This window comes from Streptomyces sp. NPDC044064 (assembly GCF_056434245.1).
Window position 1 is genome coordinate 99,846 of the sequence record NZ_JBWKFN010000007.1, and the last position, 21,526, is coordinate 121,371.

20 protein-coding genes and 3 pseudogenes are annotated in these 21,526 nt (G+C 70.1%); 12 read left to right on the plus strand and 11 right to left on the minus strand.

The genetic code is table 11. The features are described from left to right. The first annotated feature begins 87 nt into the window (after positions 1-87). A complete protein-coding gene (locus tag AC07DS_RS13665) occupies positions 88-1,317 on the plus strand; it encodes an acyl-CoA dehydrogenase family protein (RefSeq protein WP_479144931.1) in 1,230 nt (409 codons plus the stop codon). Between the two features lie 14 nt (positions 1,318-1,331). Here the strand turns inward: AC07DS_RS13665 and AC07DS_RS13670 are convergent, their stop codons facing one another. The 3 genes from AC07DS_RS13670 to AC07DS_RS13680 form a co-directional block, all read right to left on the minus strand. Continuing rightward, a complete protein-coding gene (locus AC07DS_RS13670) occupies positions 1,332-1,829 on the minus strand; it encodes a cupin domain-containing protein (RefSeq protein WP_479145288.1) in 498 nt (165 codons plus the stop codon). Positions 1,830-1,947: 118 nt separating this feature from the next. After that, positions 1,948-3,162 carry a cytochrome P450 gene (locus tag AC07DS_RS13675; RefSeq protein ID WP_479144933.1) on the minus strand — a complete coding sequence of 405 codons (1,215 nt, stop codon included), beginning with the start codon at positions 3,160-3,162 and terminating at the stop codon, positions 1,948-1,950. Further along, positions 3,159-4,223 carry a type III polyketide synthase gene (locus AC07DS_RS13680; RefSeq protein ID WP_479144935.1) on the minus strand — a complete coding sequence of 355 codons (1,065 nt, stop codon included), beginning with the start codon at positions 4,221-4,223 and terminating at the stop codon, positions 3,159-3,161. The genes AC07DS_RS13675 and AC07DS_RS13680 overlap by 4 nt, the downstream gene beginning before the upstream one ends. Positions 4,224-4,386: 163 nt before the next feature. Here AC07DS_RS13680 and AC07DS_RS13685 point away from each other — a divergent pair, with 163 nt between their 5' ends. Beyond that, positions 4,387-5,049, plus strand: a complete 663-nt coding sequence (locus tag AC07DS_RS13685) for a transcriptional regulator (protein ID WP_479144937.1) — start codon at positions 4,387-4,389, stop codon at positions 5,047-5,049. Here the strand turns inward: AC07DS_RS13685 and AC07DS_RS13690 are convergent. From AC07DS_RS13690 to AC07DS_RS13710, 5 genes are all read right to left on the minus strand, one after another. Next, positions 5,046-5,282 (minus strand): DUF6213 family protein, encoded by a 237-nt coding sequence (locus tag AC07DS_RS13690; protein WP_145885049.1) that lies wholly within the window; start codon positions 5,280-5,282, stop codon positions 5,046-5,048. The genes AC07DS_RS13685 and AC07DS_RS13690 overlap by 4 nt on opposite strands. A 25-nt stretch (positions 5,283-5,307) precedes the next feature. After that, positions 5,308-6,693, minus strand: coding sequence for an NADP-dependent succinic semialdehyde dehydrogenase (locus AC07DS_RS13695; RefSeq protein ID WP_479144939.1), 1,386 nt, complete (start codon positions 6,691-6,693; stop codon positions 5,308-5,310). Between the two features lie 76 nt (positions 6,694-6,769). Continuing rightward, the gene (locus AC07DS_RS13700) at positions 6,770-7,243 is read right to left on the minus strand and encodes an NUDIX hydrolase (protein WP_479144941.1); all 474 of its coding nucleotides are present in this window, start codon (positions 7,241-7,243) and stop codon (positions 6,770-6,772) included. Then, complete coding sequence (locus tag AC07DS_RS13705) at positions 7,240-8,778, minus strand: ATP-dependent DNA ligase (RefSeq protein ID WP_479144943.1); 1,539 nt, start codon at positions 8,776-8,778, stop codon at positions 7,240-7,242. Before AC07DS_RS13705 ends, AC07DS_RS13700 begins: the two co-directional genes overlap by 4 nt. Before the next feature lie 30 nt (positions 8,779-8,808). Then, complete coding sequence (locus AC07DS_RS13710) at positions 8,809-9,738, minus strand: NAD(P)/FAD-dependent oxidoreductase (protein WP_479144945.1); 930 nt, start codon at positions 9,736-9,738, stop codon at positions 8,809-8,811. 78 nt (positions 9,739-9,816) lie between these two features. On the opposite strand from AC07DS_RS13710, the gene AC07DS_RS13715 reads away from it, so the two are divergent. From AC07DS_RS13715 to AC07DS_RS13740, 6 genes and pseudogenes are all read left to right on the plus strand, one after another. Beyond that, positions 9,817-10,398, plus strand: a complete 582-nt coding sequence (locus AC07DS_RS13715; protein ID WP_479144947.1) for a helix-turn-helix domain-containing protein — start codon at positions 9,817-9,819, stop codon at positions 10,396-10,398. An 87-nt stretch (positions 10,399-10,485) separates the two neighbouring features. Further along, positions 10,486-11,457, plus strand: a complete 972-nt coding sequence (locus AC07DS_RS13720) for an NADPH:quinone oxidoreductase family protein (protein WP_479144949.1) — start codon at positions 10,486-10,488, stop codon at positions 11,455-11,457. Further along, positions 11,454-12,671 (plus strand): acyl-CoA dehydrogenase family protein, encoded by a 1,218-nt coding sequence (locus AC07DS_RS13725; RefSeq protein WP_479144951.1) that lies wholly within the window; start codon positions 11,454-11,456, stop codon positions 12,669-12,671. Before AC07DS_RS13720 ends, AC07DS_RS13725 begins: the two co-directional genes overlap by 4 nt. Next, positions 12,668-13,750 (plus strand): acyl-CoA dehydrogenase family protein, encoded by a 1,083-nt coding sequence (locus AC07DS_RS13730; RefSeq protein ID WP_479144953.1) that lies wholly within the window; start codon positions 12,668-12,670, stop codon positions 13,748-13,750. Before AC07DS_RS13725 ends, AC07DS_RS13730 begins: the two co-directional genes overlap by 4 nt. A 123-nt stretch (positions 13,751-13,873) precedes the next feature. Next, positions 13,874-14,191, plus strand: a pseudogene (locus tag AC07DS_RS13735) (transposase); the annotation flags it as partial. A 9-nt stretch (positions 14,192-14,200) separates the two neighbouring features. Further along, a complete protein-coding gene (locus AC07DS_RS13740) occupies positions 14,201-14,542 on the plus strand; it encodes a transposase (RefSeq protein ID WP_479145290.1) in 342 nt (113 codons plus the stop codon). Between the two features lie 110 nt (positions 14,543-14,652). Here AC07DS_RS13740 and AC07DS_RS13745 read toward each other — a convergent pair whose 3' ends face one another. After that, positions 14,653-15,981 (minus strand): hypothetical protein, encoded by a 1,329-nt coding sequence (locus AC07DS_RS13745; protein ID WP_479144955.1) that lies wholly within the window; start codon positions 15,979-15,981, stop codon positions 14,653-14,655. A gap of 376 nt (positions 15,982-16,357) precedes the next feature. Between AC07DS_RS13745 and AC07DS_RS13750 the strand changes: the two genes are divergently transcribed. After that, complete coding sequence (locus AC07DS_RS13750; RefSeq protein ID WP_479145292.1) at positions 16,358-16,804, plus strand: SCO4402 family protein; 447 nt, start codon at positions 16,358-16,360, stop codon at positions 16,802-16,804. Here AC07DS_RS13750 and AC07DS_RS13755 read toward each other — a convergent pair. Continuing rightward, positions 16,803-18,317: pseudogene (locus tag AC07DS_RS13755) on the minus strand (ISL3 family transposase); the annotation flags it as partial. The gene AC07DS_RS13750 and the pseudogene AC07DS_RS13755 sit on opposite strands and share 2 nt — an antisense overlap. Positions 18,318-18,531: 214 nt before the next feature. Here AC07DS_RS13755 and AC07DS_RS13760 point away from each other — a divergent pair. Both AC07DS_RS13760 and AC07DS_RS13765 read left to right on the plus strand, forming a co-directional pair. Beyond that, positions 18,532-18,777: pseudogene (locus AC07DS_RS13760) on the plus strand (transposase family protein); the annotation flags it as partial. 242 nt (positions 18,778-19,019) lie between these two features. Next, on the plus strand, positions 19,020-20,159 hold the full coding sequence (locus tag AC07DS_RS13765; RefSeq protein ID WP_479145294.1) for an ISL3 family transposase: 1,140 nt from the start codon (positions 19,020-19,022) through the stop codon (positions 20,157-20,159). A gap of 24 nt (positions 20,160-20,183) precedes the next feature. On the opposite strand, the gene AC07DS_RS13770 is transcribed toward AC07DS_RS13765, so the two are convergent. Then, complete coding sequence (locus AC07DS_RS13770; RefSeq protein WP_479144957.1) at positions 20,184-20,660, minus strand: hypothetical protein; 477 nt, start codon at positions 20,658-20,660, stop codon at positions 20,184-20,186. 35 nt (positions 20,661-20,695) lie between these two features. Here AC07DS_RS13770 and AC07DS_RS13775 point away from each other — a divergent pair, with 35 nt between their 5' ends. After that, entirely contained in the window at positions 20,696-21,466 is a 771-nt protein-coding gene (locus tag AC07DS_RS13775) for a transposase (RefSeq protein ID WP_479144959.1), read from the plus strand. Positions 21,467-21,526: the final 60 nt, after the last annotated feature.

Consider the following 21,526-nt stretch of genomic DNA (forward strand, 5'->3'; position numbering starts at 1 on the left):
CGTCATCGGGAGTTGACTTTTCCTACCGGTCAGTAACACACTCGGGTTACCGCTAGTAACACCGTACGCGCCGCCGCTGGAGGGGACATGGCCGAGTTCACCATGGAGCTCAACGACGAACAGAAGGAGGTCCGGGACTGGCTGCACGGTTTCGCCGCCGATGTGATCCGCCCCGCGGCCGCCGAATGGGACGAGCGTGAGGAGACTCCCTGGCCGGTCATCCAGGAGGCCGCGAAGGTCGGCATCTACTCCCTCGACTTCTATGCGCAGCAGTACTTCGACCCCACCGGCCTCGGTATTCCGATGGCCATGGAGGAGCTGTTCTGGGGCGACGCGGGCATCGCCCTCTCCATTGTGGGCACCGGCCTGGCCGCCGTGGGCGTTCTCGCCAACGGGACCGAGGAGCAGATCGGCACCTGGATCCCCCAGATGTACGGCGACGCGAACGACGTCAAGGTCGCCGCGTTCTGCTCCTCCGAGCCCGACGCCGGCTCCGACGTCGCGTCCATGCGCACGCGTGCCGTGTACGACGAGGCCAAGGACGAGTGGGTGATCAACGGTACGAAGACCTGGGCGACCAACGGCGGCATAGCCAACGTCCACGTCGTCGTCGCGGTCGTCGACCCGGAGCTGGGCTCCAAGGGCCACGCCTCCTTCATCGTCCCGCCGGGCACGCCGGGCCTGTCCCAGGGGCAGAAGTTCAAGAAGCACGGCATCCGCGCCTCGCACACCGCCGAGGTCGTCCTGGAGAACGTGCGCGTTCCCGGCTCCTGCCTGCTCGGCGGCAAGGAGAAGCTGGACGAGCGGCTCGCCCGGGCCCGGCAGCGGGCCAAGGCCTCCGGCGGTGAGCGGGTCAGGAACGCGGCGATGGCCACGTTCGAGGCTTCCCGCCCGGCCGTCGGCGCGATGGCGGTGGGCACCGCGCGGGCCGCGTACGAGGTGGCTCTCGACTACGCGACGACCCGTGAGCAGTTCGGGCGGCCGATCATCGACAACCAGGGCGTCGCCTTCCAGCTGGCGGACATGCGCACGCAGATCGACGCCGCGCGGCTGCTCGTGTGGCGTGCCTCCTGGATGGCGGTCAACGGCAAGCCGTTCACCGCGGCCGAGGGCTCCATGTCCAAGCTGTTCGCCAGCGAGACCGCGAAGAAGGTGACCGCGCAGGCGATCCAGATCCTGGGCGGCAACGGGTACACCAGGGAGTACCCGGTGGAGCGGATGCACCGGGACAGCGCGATCTACACGATCTTCGAGGGTACGAGCGAGATCCAGCGGCTGGTGATCGCGCGGACCCTGTCGGGGATGCCGATCCGGTAGCGTCGTGGGGACGCTCAGCGGTGTCTCAGAGGCGTGAGTTGCTCGATGTCGTACCGCTTGCGGAGTTCCTCGATCGCCTCGTGGTCCGGCGGCCCCCCGTTCCCCAGGATCTCCAGGAGCTCCTCGAAGTAGCGCTCGTGATCGGGGGGCGGGGACGCCTGGAAGAACATCTTCGCCGGGGTGTCCGTCGGGTTGGCGAAGGCGTGCGGGCAGCCTGGGGGTACGACGATCACCGTGCCCGGGGTTGCCCTCACCACACGGCTGCCCGAACTCGACTCCCACTTCTGCCAGTTGTCGGGGGTGCGGACACGCGGCTCGAAGGCGAGCACGTCCAGTTCGCCGTCGAGGACGTAGAACAACTCCTCGCTGCGCGTGTGTACATGGGCACCGACGTCGAAGCCCGGCGGGACCTCCACCTCGAAGGTGGAGGCCGTCCGCGAATGGGTGCCGGTGACCTTGAACGTCACCCGCTGGGCGGACGTCGCGACGACGCGGCCATGGCCGGGAGGCACCAGCAGTCCCTCGGACTGCGTCGCCTCCTGGACCGGCGCGTCCGCCCGGGCCTGCGCCACTCCTCGGGCCGCGGACCCTTCCGGTACCGCCAGCCCCTCGGTCGTCGTCATCGGCCGCTCACCACGTCACGGGCAGGGCCTCGGGCCCGCGGATCAACGCGCCCTTCCTGAATGGCACCTGTCCTGGCGGTACGGCGAGCCGCAGACCCGGCAGCCGGTCCAGCAGGGCGTCCACCAGGAGCTCCGACTCCAGCCGCGCCAGCATGCCGCCGGGGCAGTAGTGCGGGCCGAAGCCGAACGCCACGTGCGGGTTGGGGCTGCGGGAGAAGTCGATGGTCTCCGGGTCCGTGAAGACGCCCGGGTCGCGGTTGGCGGCCAGGTAGGAGACATAGACCGCGTCGCCCGCGCGGATCTGTACACCCCTGATCTCCACGTCCTCCAGGGCGATCCGGGAGAGGCCGACGGCGTTGCGGTGAGGGATGAAGCGCAGCAGTTCGTCGATCGCCCTCGGGCGGATCCCCGGATCGGAGCGCAGCCGGGCGACCAGGTCGGGGCGGGTCAGCAGCAGGTAGAACAGCTGGCCGCTGTTGTTGGTGACCGCCTCTCCGCCGATCTGGAGGAGGACGGCGAGACCGACGGCCTCCTCCAGGGTGACCTCGCCCCGGCCCACGGCGGCGCCGAGCAGCGAGGTGACGTCCTCGGCCGTGCTGCCCTCGCGCAGCCCGACGAGATCGGAGAAGTAGGCGCTCATCTCGCGCTTGGCCTTCTCGCTGGCCTCCTTTCCGTGCGCGGAGGACAGGATCAGCTGGGTCCAGGTGTGAATGTCGCGCCGGTCGCCCGCCGGGACGCCCATCAGCTCGCAGATCACCGCGATCGGGAAGGGAGTGAGGACCGTCGCCGTCAGGTCGGCGGGCGGGCCGTCCTGGAGGAGTTCGTCGACCAGCTCGTCCAGCATGCCGCGTGCCTGCGGCCGGATCCGCTCCACGCCCTTCGCGGTGAACGCGGCGGCGACCGAACGGCGCAGCCGGGTGTGGTCGGGCGGATCCAGGACACCGACCGCACCCCGGTCCGGGATGTAGTGCGGGGCGAGCCGGGTCACCTGCCTGCCCATGACCGCCTCGCGGCTGAAGCGGGAGTCGTTGGTCACCATGCGCACGTCGTCGTACCGGGTGACCAGCCACGCCCAGCCCTCGCCGCTGGCCAGCTGGACGCGGGTGACCGGGCCCTCGCGCATCAGATCGGCCAGCACCGGGTCGAAGTCGGTCCCGGTCAGATCGACCGCCGGCCAGTGCCGGATCGGGGGCAGGGTCTCGGTGAGGGTCTCTTCACTCATCGAGTCGTCCCGCTGTCCTGGACCCAGCGGCCCACGGTCATCTCGGCGGTGATGCCGGGACCGAACCCGGCCAGCAGCCCGCGCGCCCGATGTTCGGCACCGCCCTCCTCGAACAGCCGGCGCAGCGCGTCCAGGACGACGGCGCTGGCGATGTTGCCGTACTCGGTGAGCGTGGCCCGGCTGAACCGGAACGCGTGCGGGTCGACCTGCAGGAACTTGCTGAGGTCGTCGAGTATTCGGGGCCCGCCCGCGTGGATGATGTAGAAGTCCAGGTCGGCGGCGTCCCAGCCGTGCATGCCCGCGAGGTCCTGGAGCGCCGGGGCGAGCGGCTCCATGGTGGTCGGCACGCGCTTGTCCAGCAGGAAGTGGAAGCCGGTGGCCCGGACGTCGTACGCGATCCAGTCCTCGGTCTTGGGGATCAGGTACGAGCCGTTGCGCTCCAGCTGGACGCCCGATCCGCCCCGGCCGCGCACCACGGCAGCGGCGATGCCGTCGCCGAACAGGCCGTTGGACAGCAGCGAGCCGACGCCGAGGTCGGTGGGCTGGTAGCACAGCGAGCAGAACTCGCAGGCCACGATGAGGGCGTTGCCCTCGGGGTAGGCCGAGCAGAAGTCGTGGGCCCGGTTGATGGCCGCGCCGCCGGCCGCACAGCCCAGCTGGGCTATGGGGAGCTGGCGGGTGTTGGACGGGAAGTCCATCTCGTTGATCAGCCACGCGGTCAGCGAGGGCATCATGAAGCCCGTGCACGACACGTAGATGATGACGTCGATGTCGGAGGTCAGGACCTCCGCTTCGTCGAGCGCGCGCTGGATCACCGCGGGGACACGGGCCTTCGCCTCGGCCTCGTAGAGCTTGTTGCGTTCCTCGAACCCGGGGTGCTTCAGGGTCTCCTCGATGGGCTGCACGATGTGCCGGGTGCGGACGCCCGTGTTCTCGATCAGCCGGAGGGCCAGCGGGAGCTGGGGGTGGTCCGTGTGGTGCGTACGTGCCAGCTCCAGCGTCTCCTCCATCGTGATGACGTGTTCGGGTACGGACACCGAGGGTCTGCACAAAGTCGCCATGAGCCGTCCCTGCTTTCGCCGTCCGGCGGACCCGCGCCCGCCGGTCAGAAGGTGGTCCACCCAGGTTCACCCGAGGGGGCGACGATCTCTCGTCGGATTACTCCGAATCGGGGACAAGGGGTAGGTATCGGACCTGGAACCCGTACGCCCCAAGGAGGACCCGATGGCGCCCGAAGCCGCAGAACTACTGGCCGACACGACCGCCCAACTCGCCCCGGACCCGCGGACCAACCACCTGGTCCCGCTGATCGCCGGAGGCGAGGCGAGCGGCGAGATCCTCGCCGCCCTGGCCCTGGAACAGCGGTGGGTGATCGCCGCGGACCGGCGCGCCTTCGTACACCTGGCGGAGCGCGCGGCCGACTCCCGCACCGCGGCCGCCTTCTTCACCTCGCTCGCCGAGGGCGAGACGCTGGCGGGGGAGCATCTGGCCGCGTTCGCGGCCGCATCCGGCGTGACCGGGGAGCAGACGCGCGCGTACGTTCCCCGCTCCGGCTGCCAGGCCTACCCCGCCTACGTCTCCTGGCTCGCCCTCAACGCCTCCCCGGCCGACGCGATCCTGGCCCTCACCGCCAACTTCTCGGCGTGGGGCGGCTATTGCGCCCGCATCGCCGAAGGCCTGCGCCGTCACTACGACTTCTCCGACGAGGCCTGCGCCTTCTTCGACCTCTTCGCGGAGCCGTCCCCCGGTCTGGACGCACAGGCGACGGCGGCGGTGGCGGAGGCACTGGAATCCGGCCGCCTGAACACCGGCCTGGCCCACACCTACGGAAGCCTGCTCCAGTCCTACGAGGCGATGTTCTGGAACGCGCTGGGGGAAACTCCCTAGCCAGGAGCTCCACTGCTGTGGGCGATGCACGCCACGTCGATACGATCCGCGAGCTTCGCCAGCTCGATGGTCAACGCGGCGACGGTATCCTCGTCGAGCCCCTGCTCCCCTGCCTCGACAAGATGCAGCCACCGCCCACCGACGGTCCGCAACAACTTACTCACATCGGCCGCGGCAACCTGCAGGGCACCGCGGTCGTCGACGATCAGAGGCAGAGTCACTTCGCGGTTCACAAACGGGATGGTAGCCGCGCAGTCCTCACGCACCCTGCCAAACCGTGGTGATGTTGCAGAACTCCCGGATTCCGTGCCCGGACAGCTCACGTCCGTACCCGGACCTCTTCACACCGCCGAACGGGAACGCCGGATGGGAGGCGGTCATCCCGTTGACGTACACGCCACCCGCCGCCAGGTCCCGCGCGAACCGCTCCACCTCGTTCTCGTCCTGCGTCCACACGTTCGAACTCAGCCCGAAGAAGGAGTCGTTCGCGATCAGGATCGCCTCGTCCAGGTCGTCGGCCCGGTACAGCGTGCCGACCGGCCCGAACGCCTCCTCGCGGTGGATGCGCATCTCCCGGGTGATGCCCGCCAGGACGGTCGGCGGGTAGTACCAGCCCGGCCAGTTGGGGCGTTCCCCGCCGCACAGCACCCGGGCGCCACTGCGCTTCGCGTCGTCGACCAGCTCTTCCAGGTCGACCCGGCCCTGCTCGGTGGCGAGCGGTCCGACCTCGGTGTCCTCCGCCAGCGGGTCACCGATCTTGAGCGCCTTCATGCCCGCGACGAACTTCTCGGCGAAGGCGTCGTAGGCGTCGGTGTGCACGATGAACCGCTTCGCCGCGATGCAGGACTGTCCGTTGTTCTGCACCCGCGCGGTCACGGCGACCTGCGCCGCCCGGGCGAGGTCGGCGGAGGGCATGACGACGAACGGGTCGCTGCCGCCCAGCTCCAGCACCGTCTTCTTGATCATCTCGCCGGAGGCGGCGGCGACGGCCCGCCCGGCCGGCTCGCTGCCCGTGAGCGTCGCGGCCTTCACCCGCTCGTCGCGCAGGATGCCGTCGACCGCTCCCGAGCCGACCAGCAGTGTCTGGAAGCAGCCCTCCTTGAAGCCCGCCCGGTGGAACAGGTCCTCCAGGTACAGGGCCGTCTGGGGGACGTTCGAGGCGTGCTTGAGCAGGCCCACGTTGCCCGCCATCAGCGCGGGCGCGGCGAAGCGGATCACCTGCCACAGGGGGAAGTTCCACGGCATCACCGCGAGGACGGGCCCGAGCGGCCGGTAGCGCACCCGGACCCGCGAGGCGCCGGAGTCCCGCACGTCCGCCTCGGCCGGTTCCTCGTCGGCGAGCAGTCCCTCGGCGCGTTCGGCGTACCAGCGCATCGCCTTGGCGCACTTCGCGGCCTCCGCGCGGGCCTGCTTGACCGGCTTGCCCATCTCGGTGGTCATGACCCGGCCGATCTCCTGCTGGTCCTCCGCCAGCAGGTCGGCGGCCTTGTTCAGCAGTCGGGCGCGTTCGGCGAACGTGGTCGTCCGGTAGGTGCGGAACGTCGCCTCGGCGAGCTGGAGCCGGCGTTCCAGCTCCTCCTCACCCATGGGCTCGTACGTCTTGAGCGTCTCGCCGTTCGCCGGGTTCACCGTCGCGATGGGCATGGCTGACCTCCCTGGGAGCGGGCTTGCTTCGACCTTCGCGCGCGGCGGTGCCGACCGCAACGCGTAGGCCCCCCCTTCAGCCCGAGTGCTCCCCCAGGCGGTCGAGAAACGCGGCCTGAGCCGTGATGATCAGCGCCCGGGCCCGGTCCAGGCCGAACCACGCCACCCGGTCCAGCTCCGGGAACTCCTGGGTCCGCCCGGACCTCGGAGGCCACTCCATGGTGAAGGTGCCGGGGGCTATCGCCTCCGGGTCCAGGTCGGCCTCGATCGCCCACACGGTCACGATCTTGCCGTTGGCCTGCGCGACCTCGCCGAGCGGTACGGCCTGCCCGTCGGGCGGCGCCAGCCCCAGCTCCTCCCGGAACTCGCGCCGGGCCGCCTCCCAGGCGGGCTCGTCCGGCTCGTACTCGCCCTTGGGCACGGTCCACGCTCCCGCGTCCTTCTTCGCGAAGAAGGGACCGCCCATATGGCCGAGCAACACCTCCAGCCCGTCGTCGGTGTGCCGGAACAGCAGTAGTCCCGCGCTGCGCTTCGTCGTCCGCACCGTCACGGCTTGACCTCCGGGTGGGCCGCCAGCAGGGCCTCCACCGTATCGGCCTGTGCCGCCCTCTTGTCCTCGCGGTAGCGGACCACGCGGGCGAAGCGCAGGGTGACGCCGGCCGGGTAGCGTGAGGAGCGCTGCAGGCCGTCGTAGGCGATCTCCACGACGAGTTCCGGGCGTACGGTGACCAACCGGCCGTCGTCCTCGACGGCCAGCTCCCGCAGCCGCTCGGTCTGCCAGGCGAGCATCGCGTCGGTCATGCCCTTGAAGGTCTTGCCGAGCATCGCGAAGGTGCCGTCCGGGTTGCGGGCGCCGAGGTGGAGGTTGGAGAGCCTGCCGGTGCGGCGGCCGTGGCCCCACTCGGCGGCCAGGACGACCAGGTCGAGCGTGTGCACGGGCTTGACCTTCAGCCAGGACGCACCGCGCCGGCCCGCGCTGTAGGGGGCGTCCAGCGCCTTCACGACCACGCCCTCGTGGCCGCGGGCGAGGGTGTCGGCGAGGAAGCGTTCCGCGTCGGGAATGTGCTGCGGCCCCGACGCCACGGTCCGGCGGACCCGCAGCGGCGCGGGCACCAGATCGGCCAGGAGCGCGTGCCGTTCGGAGAACGGGAGGTCGAGGACGTCCTGGCCGTCGACCAGCAGCACGTCGAAGAAGACGGGGCAGACGGGCACCTCCGCGGCGGCCTTCGCCACATCGGTCCGGGAGCCCACCCGGCCGGCGGTCTCCTGGAAGGAGCGGGGCCGGCCGTCCGCGCCGAAGGAGATCACCTCGCCGTCGAGAATGAACCGGTCGCTCGCCAACCCCAGGGCCGCCCGGATCACTTCGGGCAGCCGGTCGGTGATGTCGTCCAGCGTCCGGGTGTGGATCCGGACCGCGCTGCCCTCCCGGTGGACCTGGACCCGGATGCCGTCCAGCTTCTCCTCCACCGCGCACGAGCCCAGCTTCTCGACCGCCTCGGCCACCGAGGAGGCGCTCTGCGCCAGCATCGGCAGCACCGGGCGGCCGACCGTGAGCCGGAACCGGTCCAGCGTCCCGGGCCCCTGTGCCAGCAGGGCCTGTGCCACCGTCTGCAGCGACCCGGCGAGCACCACCGCCCGCCGGACGTCCGCCGGATCCGCGCCGGTCGCCTGCGCCAGACCCTCCACGGCGACCGCGTCCAGCGCGCCCTGCCGCACCTCACCGGTGAGCAGGCCGCGCAGGAAGTGCTGCTCCGCCCCGGTGGCCGCGCCCATCAGCTCGCCGACGATCCGGGCCCGCTCCGCCTGGGAGCCGGCCCCGGACACCTTGCCCAGCTCGCCGAGCCGGGCGTCGACCTCCCGCACGGTCAGCGAGGGCCCGGCGGCCGGCGGGACCGGTCGGCCCAGCACCTTCCAGCCGACGCCGAGCCGCCCCTGCGGCAGCCGTCCGGCCAGGTAGGGGATGACGATCGGCACGTCGTCCGCCTCCGCTTCCCGGAACAGTTCCGCGAGCAGCGCGGTCTTACGGGACCGGGCGGCCGTCGCGGCGACCTCCCGGGACACCTCGGCCAGCCGGGACAGCAGCATGCAGTCATGGTTGCACCGCGGGTGCGGTCTCTACACCCGCGCGGCCGCGTCGAGGTCCGCGAAGAGCAGCTCGCCGTTGATCGCCGCCCCGGCCCGGTAGCCACGGCTCGCCGCGTTCACCACCTGCTCGGCGAAGCCGCCGGCGTTGCCCGCCGCCCACAGGCCCGGCACGGTCGTCAGGCCCCGCTCGTCGAGCACCGGGAAGCTGCCGAAGGGCGTCTCGCGCAGTTCCGCACCCAGCCGCACGAGCAGGGCGTTCTGCGGAACGGCACGCGGCGCGACGTACAGCACCTCGCGGTCGTGGACCGTGCCGTCCGCGAGCCGGACGCCGGTGAGCCGGTCCTCCTCGGCGAGCACCTCCGTGACCGCACCGGGTACGACGTTGACCCCGGCGGCGGCCAGCCTGCGCCGGTCCTCGTCCGTCAGCTCCGTCTCGCGCACCTCGTGCAGGAAGAACCGCACGTCCTTCGACCACTGCGTCACCATCAGCGCCTGGTGCACGCTCATCGGGCTGCTCGCGAGCACGCCGGTCGCCCGGTCGCGGGCCTCCCAGCCGTGGCAGTACGGGCAGTGGATCACGTCCCGGCCGAACCGCTCGGCGACCCCGGGGACCGGCGGCAGCTCGTCCTTCAGACCGGTGGCGACCACCAGCTGCCGCGCCCTTACGGTCCGGCCGCTCGCGAGCACCACGGTGAAGTCCTCGCCCCTGGTCGCGTCCACGGCCCGGTCCCGGACCAGCTCCACGCCGTACCGCGCGATCTCCTCGCGGCCCACGGCCAGGAACTCGGCGGGCGACATGCCGTCCCGGGACAGATAGCCCTGCAGGTGCGCGGACGGCGCGTTGCGCGGCTCGCCCGCGTCGACCACCAGCGTGCGCCGCCGGGCCCGGCCCAGCACCAGCGCGGCGGACAGGCCGGCCGCGCCGCCCCCGACCACCACCACTTCATATGTCTCGGTCACGGTGACCACCTCCGCGCCCGACGGTCGCCCGCCGGCTGCCGCATTGACAAACTTCTTTGCCGAATCTGCAATACGGGCATGAGCACCGAGAACACCGACGACGTCCTGGCGGGCGTGGGCCCGAGGCTCCGGCGGATCCGCAAGGAGCGGGAGGTGACCCTGGCGGCGCTGTCCGAGGCGACCGGCATCTCCGTCAGCACCCTGTCCCGGCTGGAGTCCGGTCTGCGCAAACCCAGCCTGGAGCTGCTGCTGCCCATCGCCCAGGCCCACCAGGTGCCGCTGGACGAGCTGGTCGGTGCGCCGCCGGTCGGCGACCCCCGGGTGCGTGCGAAGCCCCTGGAGCGGCACGGCCGTACCTTCTGGCCGCTTACCCGCCAGCCCGGCGGCCTCCAGGCCTTCAAGGTCCGCGAACCCGAGCGCAGGCAGGAGCCGGAGCCGCGCACCCACGAGGGCTACGAGTGGCTGTATGTGCTCTCGGGCAGGCTCCGGCTGGTGCTCGGGGAGCACGACGTGGTGCTGTCGGCGGGGGAGGCGGCGGAGTTCGACACGCGGGTGCCGCACTGGTTCGGGTCGACGGGAGAAGGGCCGGTGGAGTTCCTCAGCCTGTTCGGTCCGCAGGGGGAGCGGATGCACGTACGGGCGAAGCCGGCGCGCAAGTGACGTGCCCGGCCTGTTTCCCGAATGGCAAGCGACCGCTTAGTATGCGATCGGACCCGGTCAGACGAAGCAGTCCCGTGGAGGCCCCGCATGCAGGCATGGCAAGTGCACGAGAACGGCGAGCCGAGCGAGGTGATGCGCCTGGCCCAGGTGGAGCGGCCCACGCCCGGCGAGGGCCAGGTGCTGCTGCGGGTGCGCGCCGCCAACATCAACTTCCCGGACGCCCTGATGTGCCGGGGGCAGTACCAGATCCGGCCGCCGATGCCCTTCACACCCGGTGTGGAGATCTGCGCCGAGACCGAGGACGGCCGCCGGGTGATCGCCAACCCCGCGCTGCCGTACGGCGGCTTCGCCGAGTACGCGCTCGCCGACGCCCGCGCCCTGCTGCCCGCCCCCGAGTCCCTGGACGACGCCGAGGCCGCCGCGCTGCACATCGGCTACCAGACGGGCTGGTTCGGGCTGCACCGCCGCGCCCGCCTGGAAGCGGGGGAGACCCTGCTCGTGCACGCCGCCGCCGGCGGCGTCGGCAGCGCGGCCGTACAGCTCGGCAAGGCGGCCGGAGCCACCGTGATCGGCGTGGTCGGCGGTGCCGACAAGGCCGCCGTCGCCCGGGAGCTGGGCTGTGACGTGGTCGTCGACCGCCGCACCGAGGACGTGGTCGCCGCCGTGAAGGAGGCCACCGGCGGCCGGGGCGCCGACGTGATCTACGACCCCGTCGGCGGCGCGGCCTACGCCCAGTCCGCCAAGGTCGTCGCCTTCGAGGGACGGATCGTCGTGGTCGGCTTCGCCAGCGGCACCATCCCGAGCCCCGCGCTCAACCACGCCCTGGTGAAGAACTACTCGATCCTCGGCCTGCACTGGGGCCTGTACAACACCAAGAACCCGAAGCTGGTCCTGCACTGCCACGAGCGGCTCACCGAGCTGGCCGCACGGGGCGCGATCAAGCCGCTGGTGAGCGAGCGGGTACCGCTCGCCGACGCCGCCGCGGCCGTGCAGCGGGTCGCCGACGGGGTGACCACGGGCCGGGTGGCCGTGGTCATGGACAAGGGAGCCGCCGCATGATCGACGCCGCCGAACTCAAGCGCCGTACGGCCGAGTTGCTGGCCGCCCACCCTCCCGCGCAGACCGGCCGCCTGGAGTTCCTCCGGGCCCGCTTCGACGCCGGGCTGGCCTGGGTGCACTACCCGGAGGGCCTCGGCGGACTCGGTGCCCCGCGCTCCCTCCAGGTCGCGGTGGACGCCGAGCTGGAGGCCGCCGGCGCCCCCGACAACGACCCGCGGCGCATCGGCATCGGCCTCGGCATGGCCGCGCCGACGATCCTGCGCTACGGCACCGAGGAGCAGAAGCGGCGCTATCTGCGGCCCCTGTGGACGGGGGAGGAGGTCTGGTGCCAGCTGTTCAGCGAGCCGGGTGCCGGCTCCGACCTGGCGGCGCTCGGTACGCGTGCCGTCCGTGACGATGGGGGTTCCTCCCGCTCGAGCGGAGCCGAGAGTGGGGGAGACTGGGTGGTCAACGGGCAGAAGGTGTGGACCTCCAGTGCCCACATCGCCCGCTGGGCCATCCTCATCGCCCGCACCGACCCGGACGTGCCCAAGCACGCGGGCATCACCTACTTCATCTGCGACATGACCGACCCGGGCGTCGACGTGCGGCCGCTGCGCCAGATCACCGGCGAGGCCGAGTTCAACGAGGTCTTCCTCACCGGCGTCCGCATCCCCGACTCCCGCCGCCTCGGCGAGGTCGGCGACGGCTGGCGGGTCGCCCAGACCACGCTCAACAACGAGCGCGTCGCCATCGGCGGCATGCGCCTGCCCCGCGAGGGCGGCATGATCGGCCCGGTCTCCAGGACCTGGCGGGAACGGCCCGGACTGCGCACCCACGACCTGCATCAGCGGCTGCTGAAGCTCTGGGTCGACTCCGAGGTGGCCCGGTTCACCGCCGAGCGGCTGCGCCAGCAGCTCGTCGCGGGCCAGCCCGGCCCCGAGGGCGCCGGCATGAAGCTCGCCTTCGCCCGCCTCAACCAGGAGATCAGCGGCCTGGAGGTCGAACTCCGGGGCGAGGAGGGGCTCCTCTACGACGACTGGACGATGAGGCGCCCCGAACTGGTGGACTTCGTCGGCCGCGACGCCGGCTACCGCTACCTGCGTTCCAAGGGCAACAGCATCGAGGGCGGGACCAGCGAGGTCCTGCTGAACATCGTCGCCGAGCGCGTCCTGGGCCTGCCCGCCGAGCCGCGCACCGACAAGGACGTCGCATGGAAGGACCTGGCCCGATGAGCACACAGCCGGATCTGCTCTACTCCGAGGAGCAGGAGGCGCTGCGCGCCGCGGTCCGCGACCTGCTCACGGACCACTGCGACGCGGCCGGCGTGATCGCCCGCACCGAGTCGGACGCCCCGCACGACCTCGCCCTGTGGAAGTCCCTCGCCGACGGCATGGGCCTCGCCGGGCTGCTCGTGCCCGAGGCGCAGGGCGGCCAGGGCGCCACCCACCGTGAAGTGGCCGTCGTCCTGGAGGAGCTGGGCCGGGCGGTCGCGCCCGTCCCGTACCTCACCAGCGCGGTGGTGGCCACCGAGGCCCTGCTGGCCTGCGCGGACGAGGAGCTGCTGGGCCGCCTGGCCTCCGGGCGCGTCATCGGCGCCCTCGCGGTCGGGCTGCACTCGGCACCGGGCGCCGCCGTCAAAACCGTACGGCTGGAGAACGGCACCCTGCACGGGGAGCTGACGGGCATCGCGGACGCGGCCGCCGCCGACGTCCTGCTCGTCCCGGCCGACGACGGCGGGCTGTACGCGGTCTCCGCCGACGCCGTGACCGTCACCCCGCAGACCTCCCTGGACCTGACCCGCCCGCTCGCCACCGTCACCCTCGACGGCGCGCCCGGCCGCCGTGTCGGCGACGCGGAACCCGCCGTACGACGGGCCCTGCGCAGCGCCGCCGGACTGCTCGCCTCCGAGCAACTCGGCGTCGCCGACTGGGCGCTGACCGAGACCGTCCGGTACCTGAAGGAGCGCAAGCAGTTCAACCGGCCGGTCGGCGGCTTCCAGGCGCTCAAGCACCGGCTCGCCCAGCTGTGGCTGGAGGTCGTCAACCTCCGGGCCGCCGCCCGCGCCGCCGCCGACGCGCTCTCCTCGGGCGACGACGCCGACGTCACGGTCGCCGTGGCCCAGGCGTACGCGGCGCCCGTCGCCGTCCACGCGGCCGAGGAGGCGGTGCAGCTCCACGCCGGCATCGGCATGACCTGGGAACACCCGGTCCACCTGTACCTGAAGCGGGCCAAGGCCGACTCGATCGCCTACGGCACCGCGGGCGCCCACCGGGAGGCCCTGGCCGAACTGGTCGACCTCCGGGCGCCCTGACCCACGGCGCGTGAAGCCCGCCCCACCTGGATGCTGCTGGCGAATTCAGGGCCTGCGTGACGTCGGTCTCCACGACCCGGTTGTGGTCGTGGAGACCGATGTTGTCGTATGGGGTGGGTGCAGATGTCGATGCGTCCTGCCGGGGATGGGGAGATCCCCGCGGAGACGGTGCGGGTGGCTCGGGGCGGCGTTCCCCGAAGGAGAGCCTGGCGATCCGGCTGCGAGACGAGCTGGGAGTGCTCTTCCGGGACGAGCAGTTCGCGGCCCGGTTCCCGGCCCGGGGCAGGCCGGCGTGGTCGCCGGTCGCCGGGACGGCTGGCACTGGTGTCGGTGCTTCAGTACGCCGAGAGAATGCCGGACCGGCAGGCGGAGCTGTCAGTGCGGGCCCGGATGGACTGGAAGTACGCCCTGGGCCTGGAACTGACCGATCCTGGCTTCGACGCGTTCACCGTGGACTGGGACAACAGGACCGTGACCTGTCCGAACGGCAAGACCGCCAGCCAGTGGAGCGACTCGCTCTCGCACCGCGGTACCCCCGTCATACGGATCCAGTTCTCGCAGAGGGACTGTCGTCCTTGCCTGTCCCGGCCCCAGTGCATCGACTCCGCCACCCGGCTACGCCGGCAGATCACCCTCCGACCCCGTGCCGAACACGAAGCCACCCAGCAGGCACGCAGGGAAGAGGGACCCCGAGCGGCGAGAACGCTACGCGGCCCGGCTGGACGACTGGACCACCAACAGGCCACGATCCCGCACCCGCACCTTCCATCTGGCAGTACTTCGCCCCGCTGATGAGGATCTCCGAATTCGGCCAGGGGTACTCGTCGCTCACTTGAGCCGACGTTGAACGGGGTGATGAGGGGCCCGGACAGCAAGGGTTTGAAGGCCGGGTCCCTGCGGGTTCAGTGGGTGTGGGGAGTGGCGAAGCGTTCGGCTTCGGCCTGGGCCATCAGCTTGGGCAGTTCCTCGGGGTCGATGCCGGCGTTCTTCGCGGCTTCGATCTGTTCGCTGCTCGGTGCGAGGCTGACGTTGGGCGCGACGCCGTCGGTGTCAGGGTAGGTGCGGCCGATGTAGGAGCCGCTGTGCACCAGCAGTCTTTCCTTGGTGACGATGACGCCGTCGCCGCGCACGGGTGTGAGTTCGTGGGTGTCGGACCACAGTGCGCCGGCGTGGTCGGCAGGCACGTTGTAGCTTACGGAAACCGTCTTGGACTCGAAGGTCTGCACGCTGTAACGGGAGGAGTAGCCGAGTTCGACAGAGGTGCTGACCGAGGACTCGACTTTGGCGGAGGCACCGATGCCGAGGAAGCTACCGCCGGCCTCCACTCCCGTGGTGAAGGACGTGCTGATACCGGTGACCCTGGAGAACTCCTCGCTCTCCTCCTTGGTGACGCCCTGCTCGATCGCCTCGACGATCGCGCCGTTTCCATGGCCGCGGTAGTCGACGTGCCGCACCAGTTTGTAGTGCCGCTTGCGCAGGAACTTGTAGAAGGGGGACTCGGCCACCTTCCACGTCTCCGGGCGCCCGGTGTCCATGACCATGCTGTAGGGCACGGTCACCGTGCGGTCGACGACGACGGTCAGTTCCGGGGGCGCCTCGTAGCTGGTGAGCTTCAGCTCGGGCCGGTAGTCCGCCTTGTCCACCACCGCCGGCACATCCAGGATCCACGTGACCTCGGTCGGGGCGTGTTCTTCTCTGGGGCCGAAACTGCAGGTGCCGGCCAGCAGCAGCAGGCGCTCCGCGTCGTCCCCGTCGGGGTACAGCGGGGGCATGACAGCCCGGTAGCTCCAGCTTTTGCCCGAGTCGGATTCTCCCGTCATCAGAGGCTCCCGGCTCAGTTCGGCCCTGCGGGCGTAGTCGCGTCCGCCGTGCGTCCTCTTCACACAGGCGATCCGCGCGTCAGCCCCCGGCTTGTCCCCGCGGGGCCAGATCACGTCTCCGAGAGCCACGTACCCGGCCGGCGGGACCGGCCGCCACACCGTGTAGAAGCCCATCGTGTGGAGCACCTTGTAGTCGGCCGGCGGCTTGAGCAGGTCCCCGCTCGATGAGCGGTCCTTGAGGACCAGGGCTCCGTACTCCGCCCAGGGCTTGCCCTTGCCGGCTCCACAGACACTTCCCGGTGCGTACCAGCCGCTCGGCGGCTCCGCGGTGGCGAACCAGCTGAGGATCGGGACGGGTCGCCAGTTGGTGACGAAGCCGACTTCCAGGTCTCCGTACCGTTGTGTGATCACGCGCGCTCTCCAGTGGGCATCGCATTTCAGCGGGCCGCTCCCGCCGAATAGAACGCTATGGAACATATGATCGTAATGGGAACTTTTGGGCGCATGTGGGGTAGTGGACGTCAAGGTGAGCTGCGCACCTTGGCGGTCACCTCGTTTGACGCGGCCAGTCCGCCACCTCCAGGCAGGTGTCACAGAGGGGGCGCTCGCCGGGCACTTCAAGCGTGAGGCGTAGGCCAGGTGGCCCATAGGCGAGGAGATCCACTGAGCGGGCGTGGGGTCACTCCGAGCGGGGGGTGACCGCTTTCAAGGCTCTGTCCGCAGTTCCGTGAACAGCACACTGGTCAGTGGGTGGTGTCCCTCACCCTGTCAGTAGGCTCGCGACGTGATGGATCACGGCATCGAGTTCCCGGTCTTCCGACTTCATGTTGTGCCAGCGGTTCTCGCCCTTGCGAGTCCGTCGTGGCAGCGCGATGTCTGGCTGCGGCCGGAGGGGTTCGAGGACCTGGACTACGTGGTCACCGTACTGTTCGACGACTTCTGCAACGCAGATGATCCCGCGCCGTGGCTGGGCAAGAGCCTGCGGACCGAGGAGGAAGTCGCGCTCATGAAGGAGCTGGGCGAGGTCTACTCGACCGTGCAGGAAGAAGTAGGTCGCGGTGCCCCGGACGAGGTCTACCTAGACGCTCCAGCCTGGGGCAACGTGATCGCAGTCGCGGGCAGGTTGGCTCAGGTGATGGTCACCAATGACCTCCAGGCTGCGGCTCTCCTGCATGAACAGCTCGACCTTCCTCACCACCAGAGGCCCGCTGAAGGGGCATCGTCGGCTGAGTGAGGATGCGAGTGCGGAGGAGTTCGAACGAGGCCTGGCCGTACATGGCTCGCTTGAGGGTTTTCACCCGGTTCACATGGCCTTCTACGACGCCGGAACTCCAGGGGAGGGTGAGGCCGGCGGTGACGGCGTCGAGGTCTTGGCGGAGGAAACCGGCGAAGCCCTTCATCGGCTTGGGCGCGTCCTGCTCAGCCTGCCGGATCCACTCCAGCAGCAGGTATCCGCGCTGGTGGCGGACCAGGTCAGTGAACACCCGAGCGAGATCGCAGGCCCGGGTGATGTCCGGGCAGGCGAGCTGGACTTGAAGGAGTCGCTGTTCCTGGCTTTCGGTGAGCGTCTTTCGGGGCCGCATGATCCACGAGGTGATCTTGCGAGGGCTCGGAATGTCGGCCCGGACCGGTTCGGCGGTGCCCGCGCGGAGGGCCGCGAGGTGTTTGCGTACGACCTGGCGGCTGCCTCGGTAGCCGCGAGCCTGGATTTCCAGGAACAGGCGTGTGCCGCTGACCTGGCCTTGGGCTTCGGTGAAGCGGGCGTTGAGGTACGCCTTGAACGGTTCCAGGACGCCGTTGGGGCGACGCTCGCGGGCCGAGGCCAGCAACTCGTCGAGGTCGGTGTCGCGGAAGCGGCGCACGGTCTTGCGGTCGAGATTCAGACGTCGGGCGATCGCGCTGATCGTCCAGCGTTTCTCCAGCAGGCGGTGGATGTCCTGGTAGCGGTGACGGGTGCGCTCGATGATCTGCGTGCGGGGCAGTTCCGTGGGCGGTAACAGCATCGGGGCCACCTCGGGTACTTCGGTCACCGCCTCCTCCTCGGCGCGTTTGCGCAGGCAGTCGCGGTGCTGGTGGCAGGTCTTCTCCACCGCGGCGGACAGGTTCTGCAACAGGTGCCAGCGATCAGCGACTTCGAGGGCATCGGGGGCGGCTTCCCTGACCGCCTTGGTGTAGGCGGTCGCCCGGTCCCGGCAGATGATCTCCGCGCCGGGATGCTCCTTCAGCCAGGCCGCGAACGTCTCGGAGGTGCGGTCCGGCAGTACGTCCACGACCCGGCCGGCCTCGACGTCGACCAGCACGGTGCCGTAGGTGCAGCCCTTACGGAAGGCGAACTCGTCCACCCCCAGCACCCGCGGGGCACGGTCCGGCACCGTCGGCGCTGTCAGCAGCCGCGTCGGGCCCGCGGTCAGCCGCAACCGGCGGCACAGGCGTGCGGCAGGACGGCCGCCGAGCTCGATCGCGATCGACCGCAGCCAGCCCGCCAGCCCGGTGCTGGAACGGCGGTAGTGTGCGGACAGCCCCGCCACCTGCTCGACGAACGTCGCGCGGGAACAGCTCCCACGATCGCAGAAGTACCGGCGCACCCGCAGCCGGACGATGACCCGGCACAAGCCCAACGGCCGCTCATCCAGGCTGCGTTGATACGTGCTGTGTACGCGGCGGGCCTGCTTGCGGCAGTTCGGGCACCGTCCTGGGCGGGCCGTCGACACCGCCTCCACCACCAGGACGTCTGAGGAGTCGCTCACTCCCACCACCCGCACATCGATCCCGGGAAACAGCACATCCTCAATCGTCTTGCTCGCCACGGCAGGAAGTACGTTGGCGAAACGATCCCGCATTCCTGGCGCTGACCTGGGGATTCACGGAACTGCGGACAGAGCCTTGAAAACGGCTGTGGCGGACATTTCGTGATGGTCACTTCTAAACATCCGTCATGTCCCGAGATGCTGCTTGTCCAGCATGGTGTACGTGGGGGACGAACGCTTCTGGGATCTGGTGTGGCCTGACGTCAAGGGACTGGTCATCGATGCCGTGGAAGTCGTCGGGGACGTGGTGTGGATCGACCTGCATGCCCGGCAGCCGACGGTGACGTGCCCGACGTGCGGTGTATCGGCGTCGCGCGTGCACAGCACGTACAGGCGGCGGCTGGCGGATCATCCTCTGGGCGGTCGGCGGGTGCTGCTGCGCCTGCGGATCCGCCGATTCTTCTGCGACAACGAGCTGTGCTCCCGCCGGACCATGGCTGAGCAGGTGCCGTACCTGACGACGCCGTACCGGCGTCGCACCCGAGCAGTGGGCCGGATGGTGCAGGCGATTGGGCTGGTCGTCGGCAGGCGGACTGGCGCCCGGCTTGCCGACTACCTTCCGGTCCGGGCGAGCCGGGACGTGATCCTGCGGGAAGTCCGGAAGCTCCCGGACCCGACATCCGGCCAGGTCACGGTCGTGGGATCGACGAGTTCGCGTTCCGTAGGGGTGCCACCTACGGCACCGTGTTCATCGACGTCGAGACACGGCGGCCGATCGATCTGCTGCCCGACCGCACTGCGGACACGGTCGCTGCCTGGCTCGCCGAACACCCCGGAATCAAGGTGATCTGCCGGGACCGGTGCAGCACCTTCAGCCAGGCCGCCGCCCGCGCGGCACCCGATGCGATCGAAGTCGCCGACAGGTGGCATTTGCTGCACTCACTCGCCCGCGCAGTCGAACGAACCGCCCACCAACACCGGGCCTGCCTGCGCAAAGACACCGAGACCGACGATCCGGACCAGCCCCAGGAGACGTCGGACCCACTGGGACTGGCGGTGCTGATCGGACCACCGGAACCGAACGACCCACCCGACAGCCAGCTCCTCGCCCGCGTCCGCCAGTGGCACGCAGACATCCACCAACTGCGCGAGCGCGGCTGGACCATCAGCGCGATCGCGGACCGTCTCGGGCGGGACCGCAAGACCGTCCGCCACTACCTGACCACCGACCTCGACCAGATCCTCGCATCGGCACGCGAACGCCGCCCGAATGGCCACATCAACCGCTTCAAGCCCTACCTGCAACACCGATTCTGCGGCGGCGCGACGAACGCCGCCGCCCTCTTCCGCGAGATCCGGGAACGCGGCTACCGCGGCAGCCGCGTGGTGGTCACCAAGTACATCGCGACCCTCCGCGCCGGCACAGCCGACCCCGAACCAGCACAGCCGATCCCCAGCCCCCGCCGGATCACCACCTGGATCATGCGACACCCCAACAGCCTGACCGACAGCCAGCGCGATCAGCTCAACCGCATCCTGGACGCCTGCCCCGACCTGGCCATCGCCCGCGACCTCGCCCACGAATTCAGCACCATCACCCGAGAACGCCGAGGCCACGACCTCATCCACTGGATGACCCGCGCCCTCGATCACGGACCGCAGCCAGTCCAGGGCTTCGCCGCCTTCCTCCAGAACGACTGGGACGCCGTCGTCAACGGCCTCACCATGCCATGGAGCTCCGGTGCCGTCGAAGGCCAGGTCACGCGGATTGAACTGATCAAACGGCGGTCATACGGCCGGGCCTCCTTCGCGCTGCTGAGGACTCTAAGGGCTGTCCCGTAAAAGATCTTCGGAGGCTGGCGGTCGCTATCCCATGACCGCACGGGCCGCGTCGAGGAACGCCAGCCGGTTGTTTTCCAGGTAGTCCCGCACGCTCTCGCCGTCGGGCAGCCCTTCCCACACGGTCCGGTTGAGGTCGAGGAAGTACGCGCGTGCCGAGTCGTGTACGGGCAGGGGGAATTGGATGCGGATGAGTCGTTCCGCGACCCACAGCCTGTTCATGGCGTCCTGGGTCGTCAGGTACCAGTCGTGGGTGTCGTCCCACTCGTCAGGCCGGCTGAACGCGGCGCGTTCGGCTTCGGCCCCCACCTCGATGAACCGCTCCAGCAACGCCAGCCGTTCCGCGCGCCTGGCTTCCGACAAGGTGATCTGCTGTCGTTGCTGTTCTGCGCGTTCTGCCGAAAGCTGAGTCCTGTGCTGGACGAGGTAGGACAACAGACCGCCGAGGACAACGCCGCCCACGGATATGAGTGACACCCAGACCTGACCTGACATGGCGGTCATCGTTTCATGCTGTCGATCTTTGGGACGATCCAGCTGTGGCTGCTGTGATCAAGGCGTCGGAGCCGTCCTGGATAGTCCCGTTTACCGGGCTGAGCCCACGTCAGTTCGGCAAGCTGGTCACTGCGCTACAGCGCCAGGGGGTGGATCCGGTCCGCAAGGGCCGACCATGGAGCCTGCCGCTGGAAGACAGGGTGTTGCTGGTGGCTGCGTACTGGCGGACGAACCTGACCTTGCGCCAACTGGCGCCACTGTTTGGGGTGTCGAAGTCAGCCGCCGACCGGATCATCGACCACCTCGCGCCGTCGCTCGTTCTGCAGCCGAGACGGCGGTTCCGCAAGGACACCGTGCTGATCGTGGACGGAACCCTGATGCCCACCCGTGACCACACGGTCGCCGAGCAGTCGAAGAACTACCGCTACTCGACCAATCATCAGGTCGTCACCGATGCCGACACCCGACGGGTCGTCGCCGTCGGCAGACCCGTGCCCGGCAACCGCAACGACTGCAAGGCGTGGGAGCTGTCCGGTGCGAAGGACGCCGTCGGCAAGGCGACGGTCATTGCGGACGGCGGCTACCGGGGCACCGGCTTGGTCATCCCGCACCGCCGCGAGCGCGGCCGGTCCGAGTTGCCAGCTTGGAAGGAGGAACACAACACCTCGCACCGCAAAGTCCGCGCCCGCGTCGAGCACGTCTTCGCGCGGATGAAGGGATGGAAGATCCTCCGCGACTGCCGCCTGAAAGGCGACGGTGTCCATCACGCAATGCTCGGCATCGCCCGCCTGCACAACCTCACCCTGGCTGGGTGACCAAGCAGCGGACTGGTAACCAGCACTCCGGAGATCTTTTACGGGACAGCCCTTAGTCCT

Bases quoted from the DNA above. Each gene is read 5' to 3' on its own strand.
- AC07DS_RS13730 (WP_479144953.1), top strand. From the start codon at position 12,668: ATGAGCACACAGCCGGATCTGCTCTACTCCGAGGAGCAGGAGGCGCTG.
- AC07DS_RS13680 (WP_479144935.1), bottom strand. From the start codon at position 4,223: ATGGCGACTTTGTGCAGACCCTCGGTGTCCGTACCCGAACACGTCATC.
- AC07DS_RS13705 (WP_479144943.1), bottom strand. From the start codon at position 8,778: ATGCTGCTGTCCCGGCTGGCCGAGGTGTCCCGGGAGGTCGCCGCGACG.
- AC07DS_RS13725 (WP_479144951.1), top strand. From the start codon at position 11,454: ATGATCGACGCCGCCGAACTCAAGCGCCGTACGGCCGAGTTGCTGGCC.
- AC07DS_RS13720 (WP_479144949.1), top strand. From the start codon at position 10,486: ATGCAGGCATGGCAAGTGCACGAGAACGGCGAGCCGAGCGAGGTGATG.
- AC07DS_RS13715 (WP_479144947.1), top strand. From the start codon at position 9,817: ATGAGCACCGAGAACACCGACGACGTCCTGGCGGGCGTGGGCCCGAGG.
- AC07DS_RS13685 (WP_479144937.1), top strand. From the start codon at position 4,387: ATGGCGCCCGAAGCCGCAGAACTACTGGCCGACACGACCGCCCAACTC.
- AC07DS_RS13675 (WP_479144933.1), bottom strand. From the start codon at position 3,162: ATGAGTGAAGAGACCCTCACCGAGACCCTGCCCCCGATCCGGCACTGG.
- AC07DS_RS13665 (WP_479144931.1), top strand. From the start codon at position 88: ATGGCCGAGTTCACCATGGAGCTCAACGACGAACAGAAGGAGGTCCGG.
- AC07DS_RS13695 (WP_479144939.1), bottom strand. From the start codon at position 6,693: ATGCCCATCGCGACGGTGAACCCGGCGAACGGCGAGACGCTCAAGACG.
- AC07DS_RS13750 (WP_479145292.1), top strand. From the start codon at position 16,358: ATGGATCACGGCATCGAGTTCCCGGTCTTCCGACTTCATGTTGTGCCA.
- AC07DS_RS13770 (WP_479144957.1), bottom strand. From the start codon at position 20,660: ATGACCGCCATGTCAGGTCAGGTCTGGGTGTCACTCATATCCGTGGGC.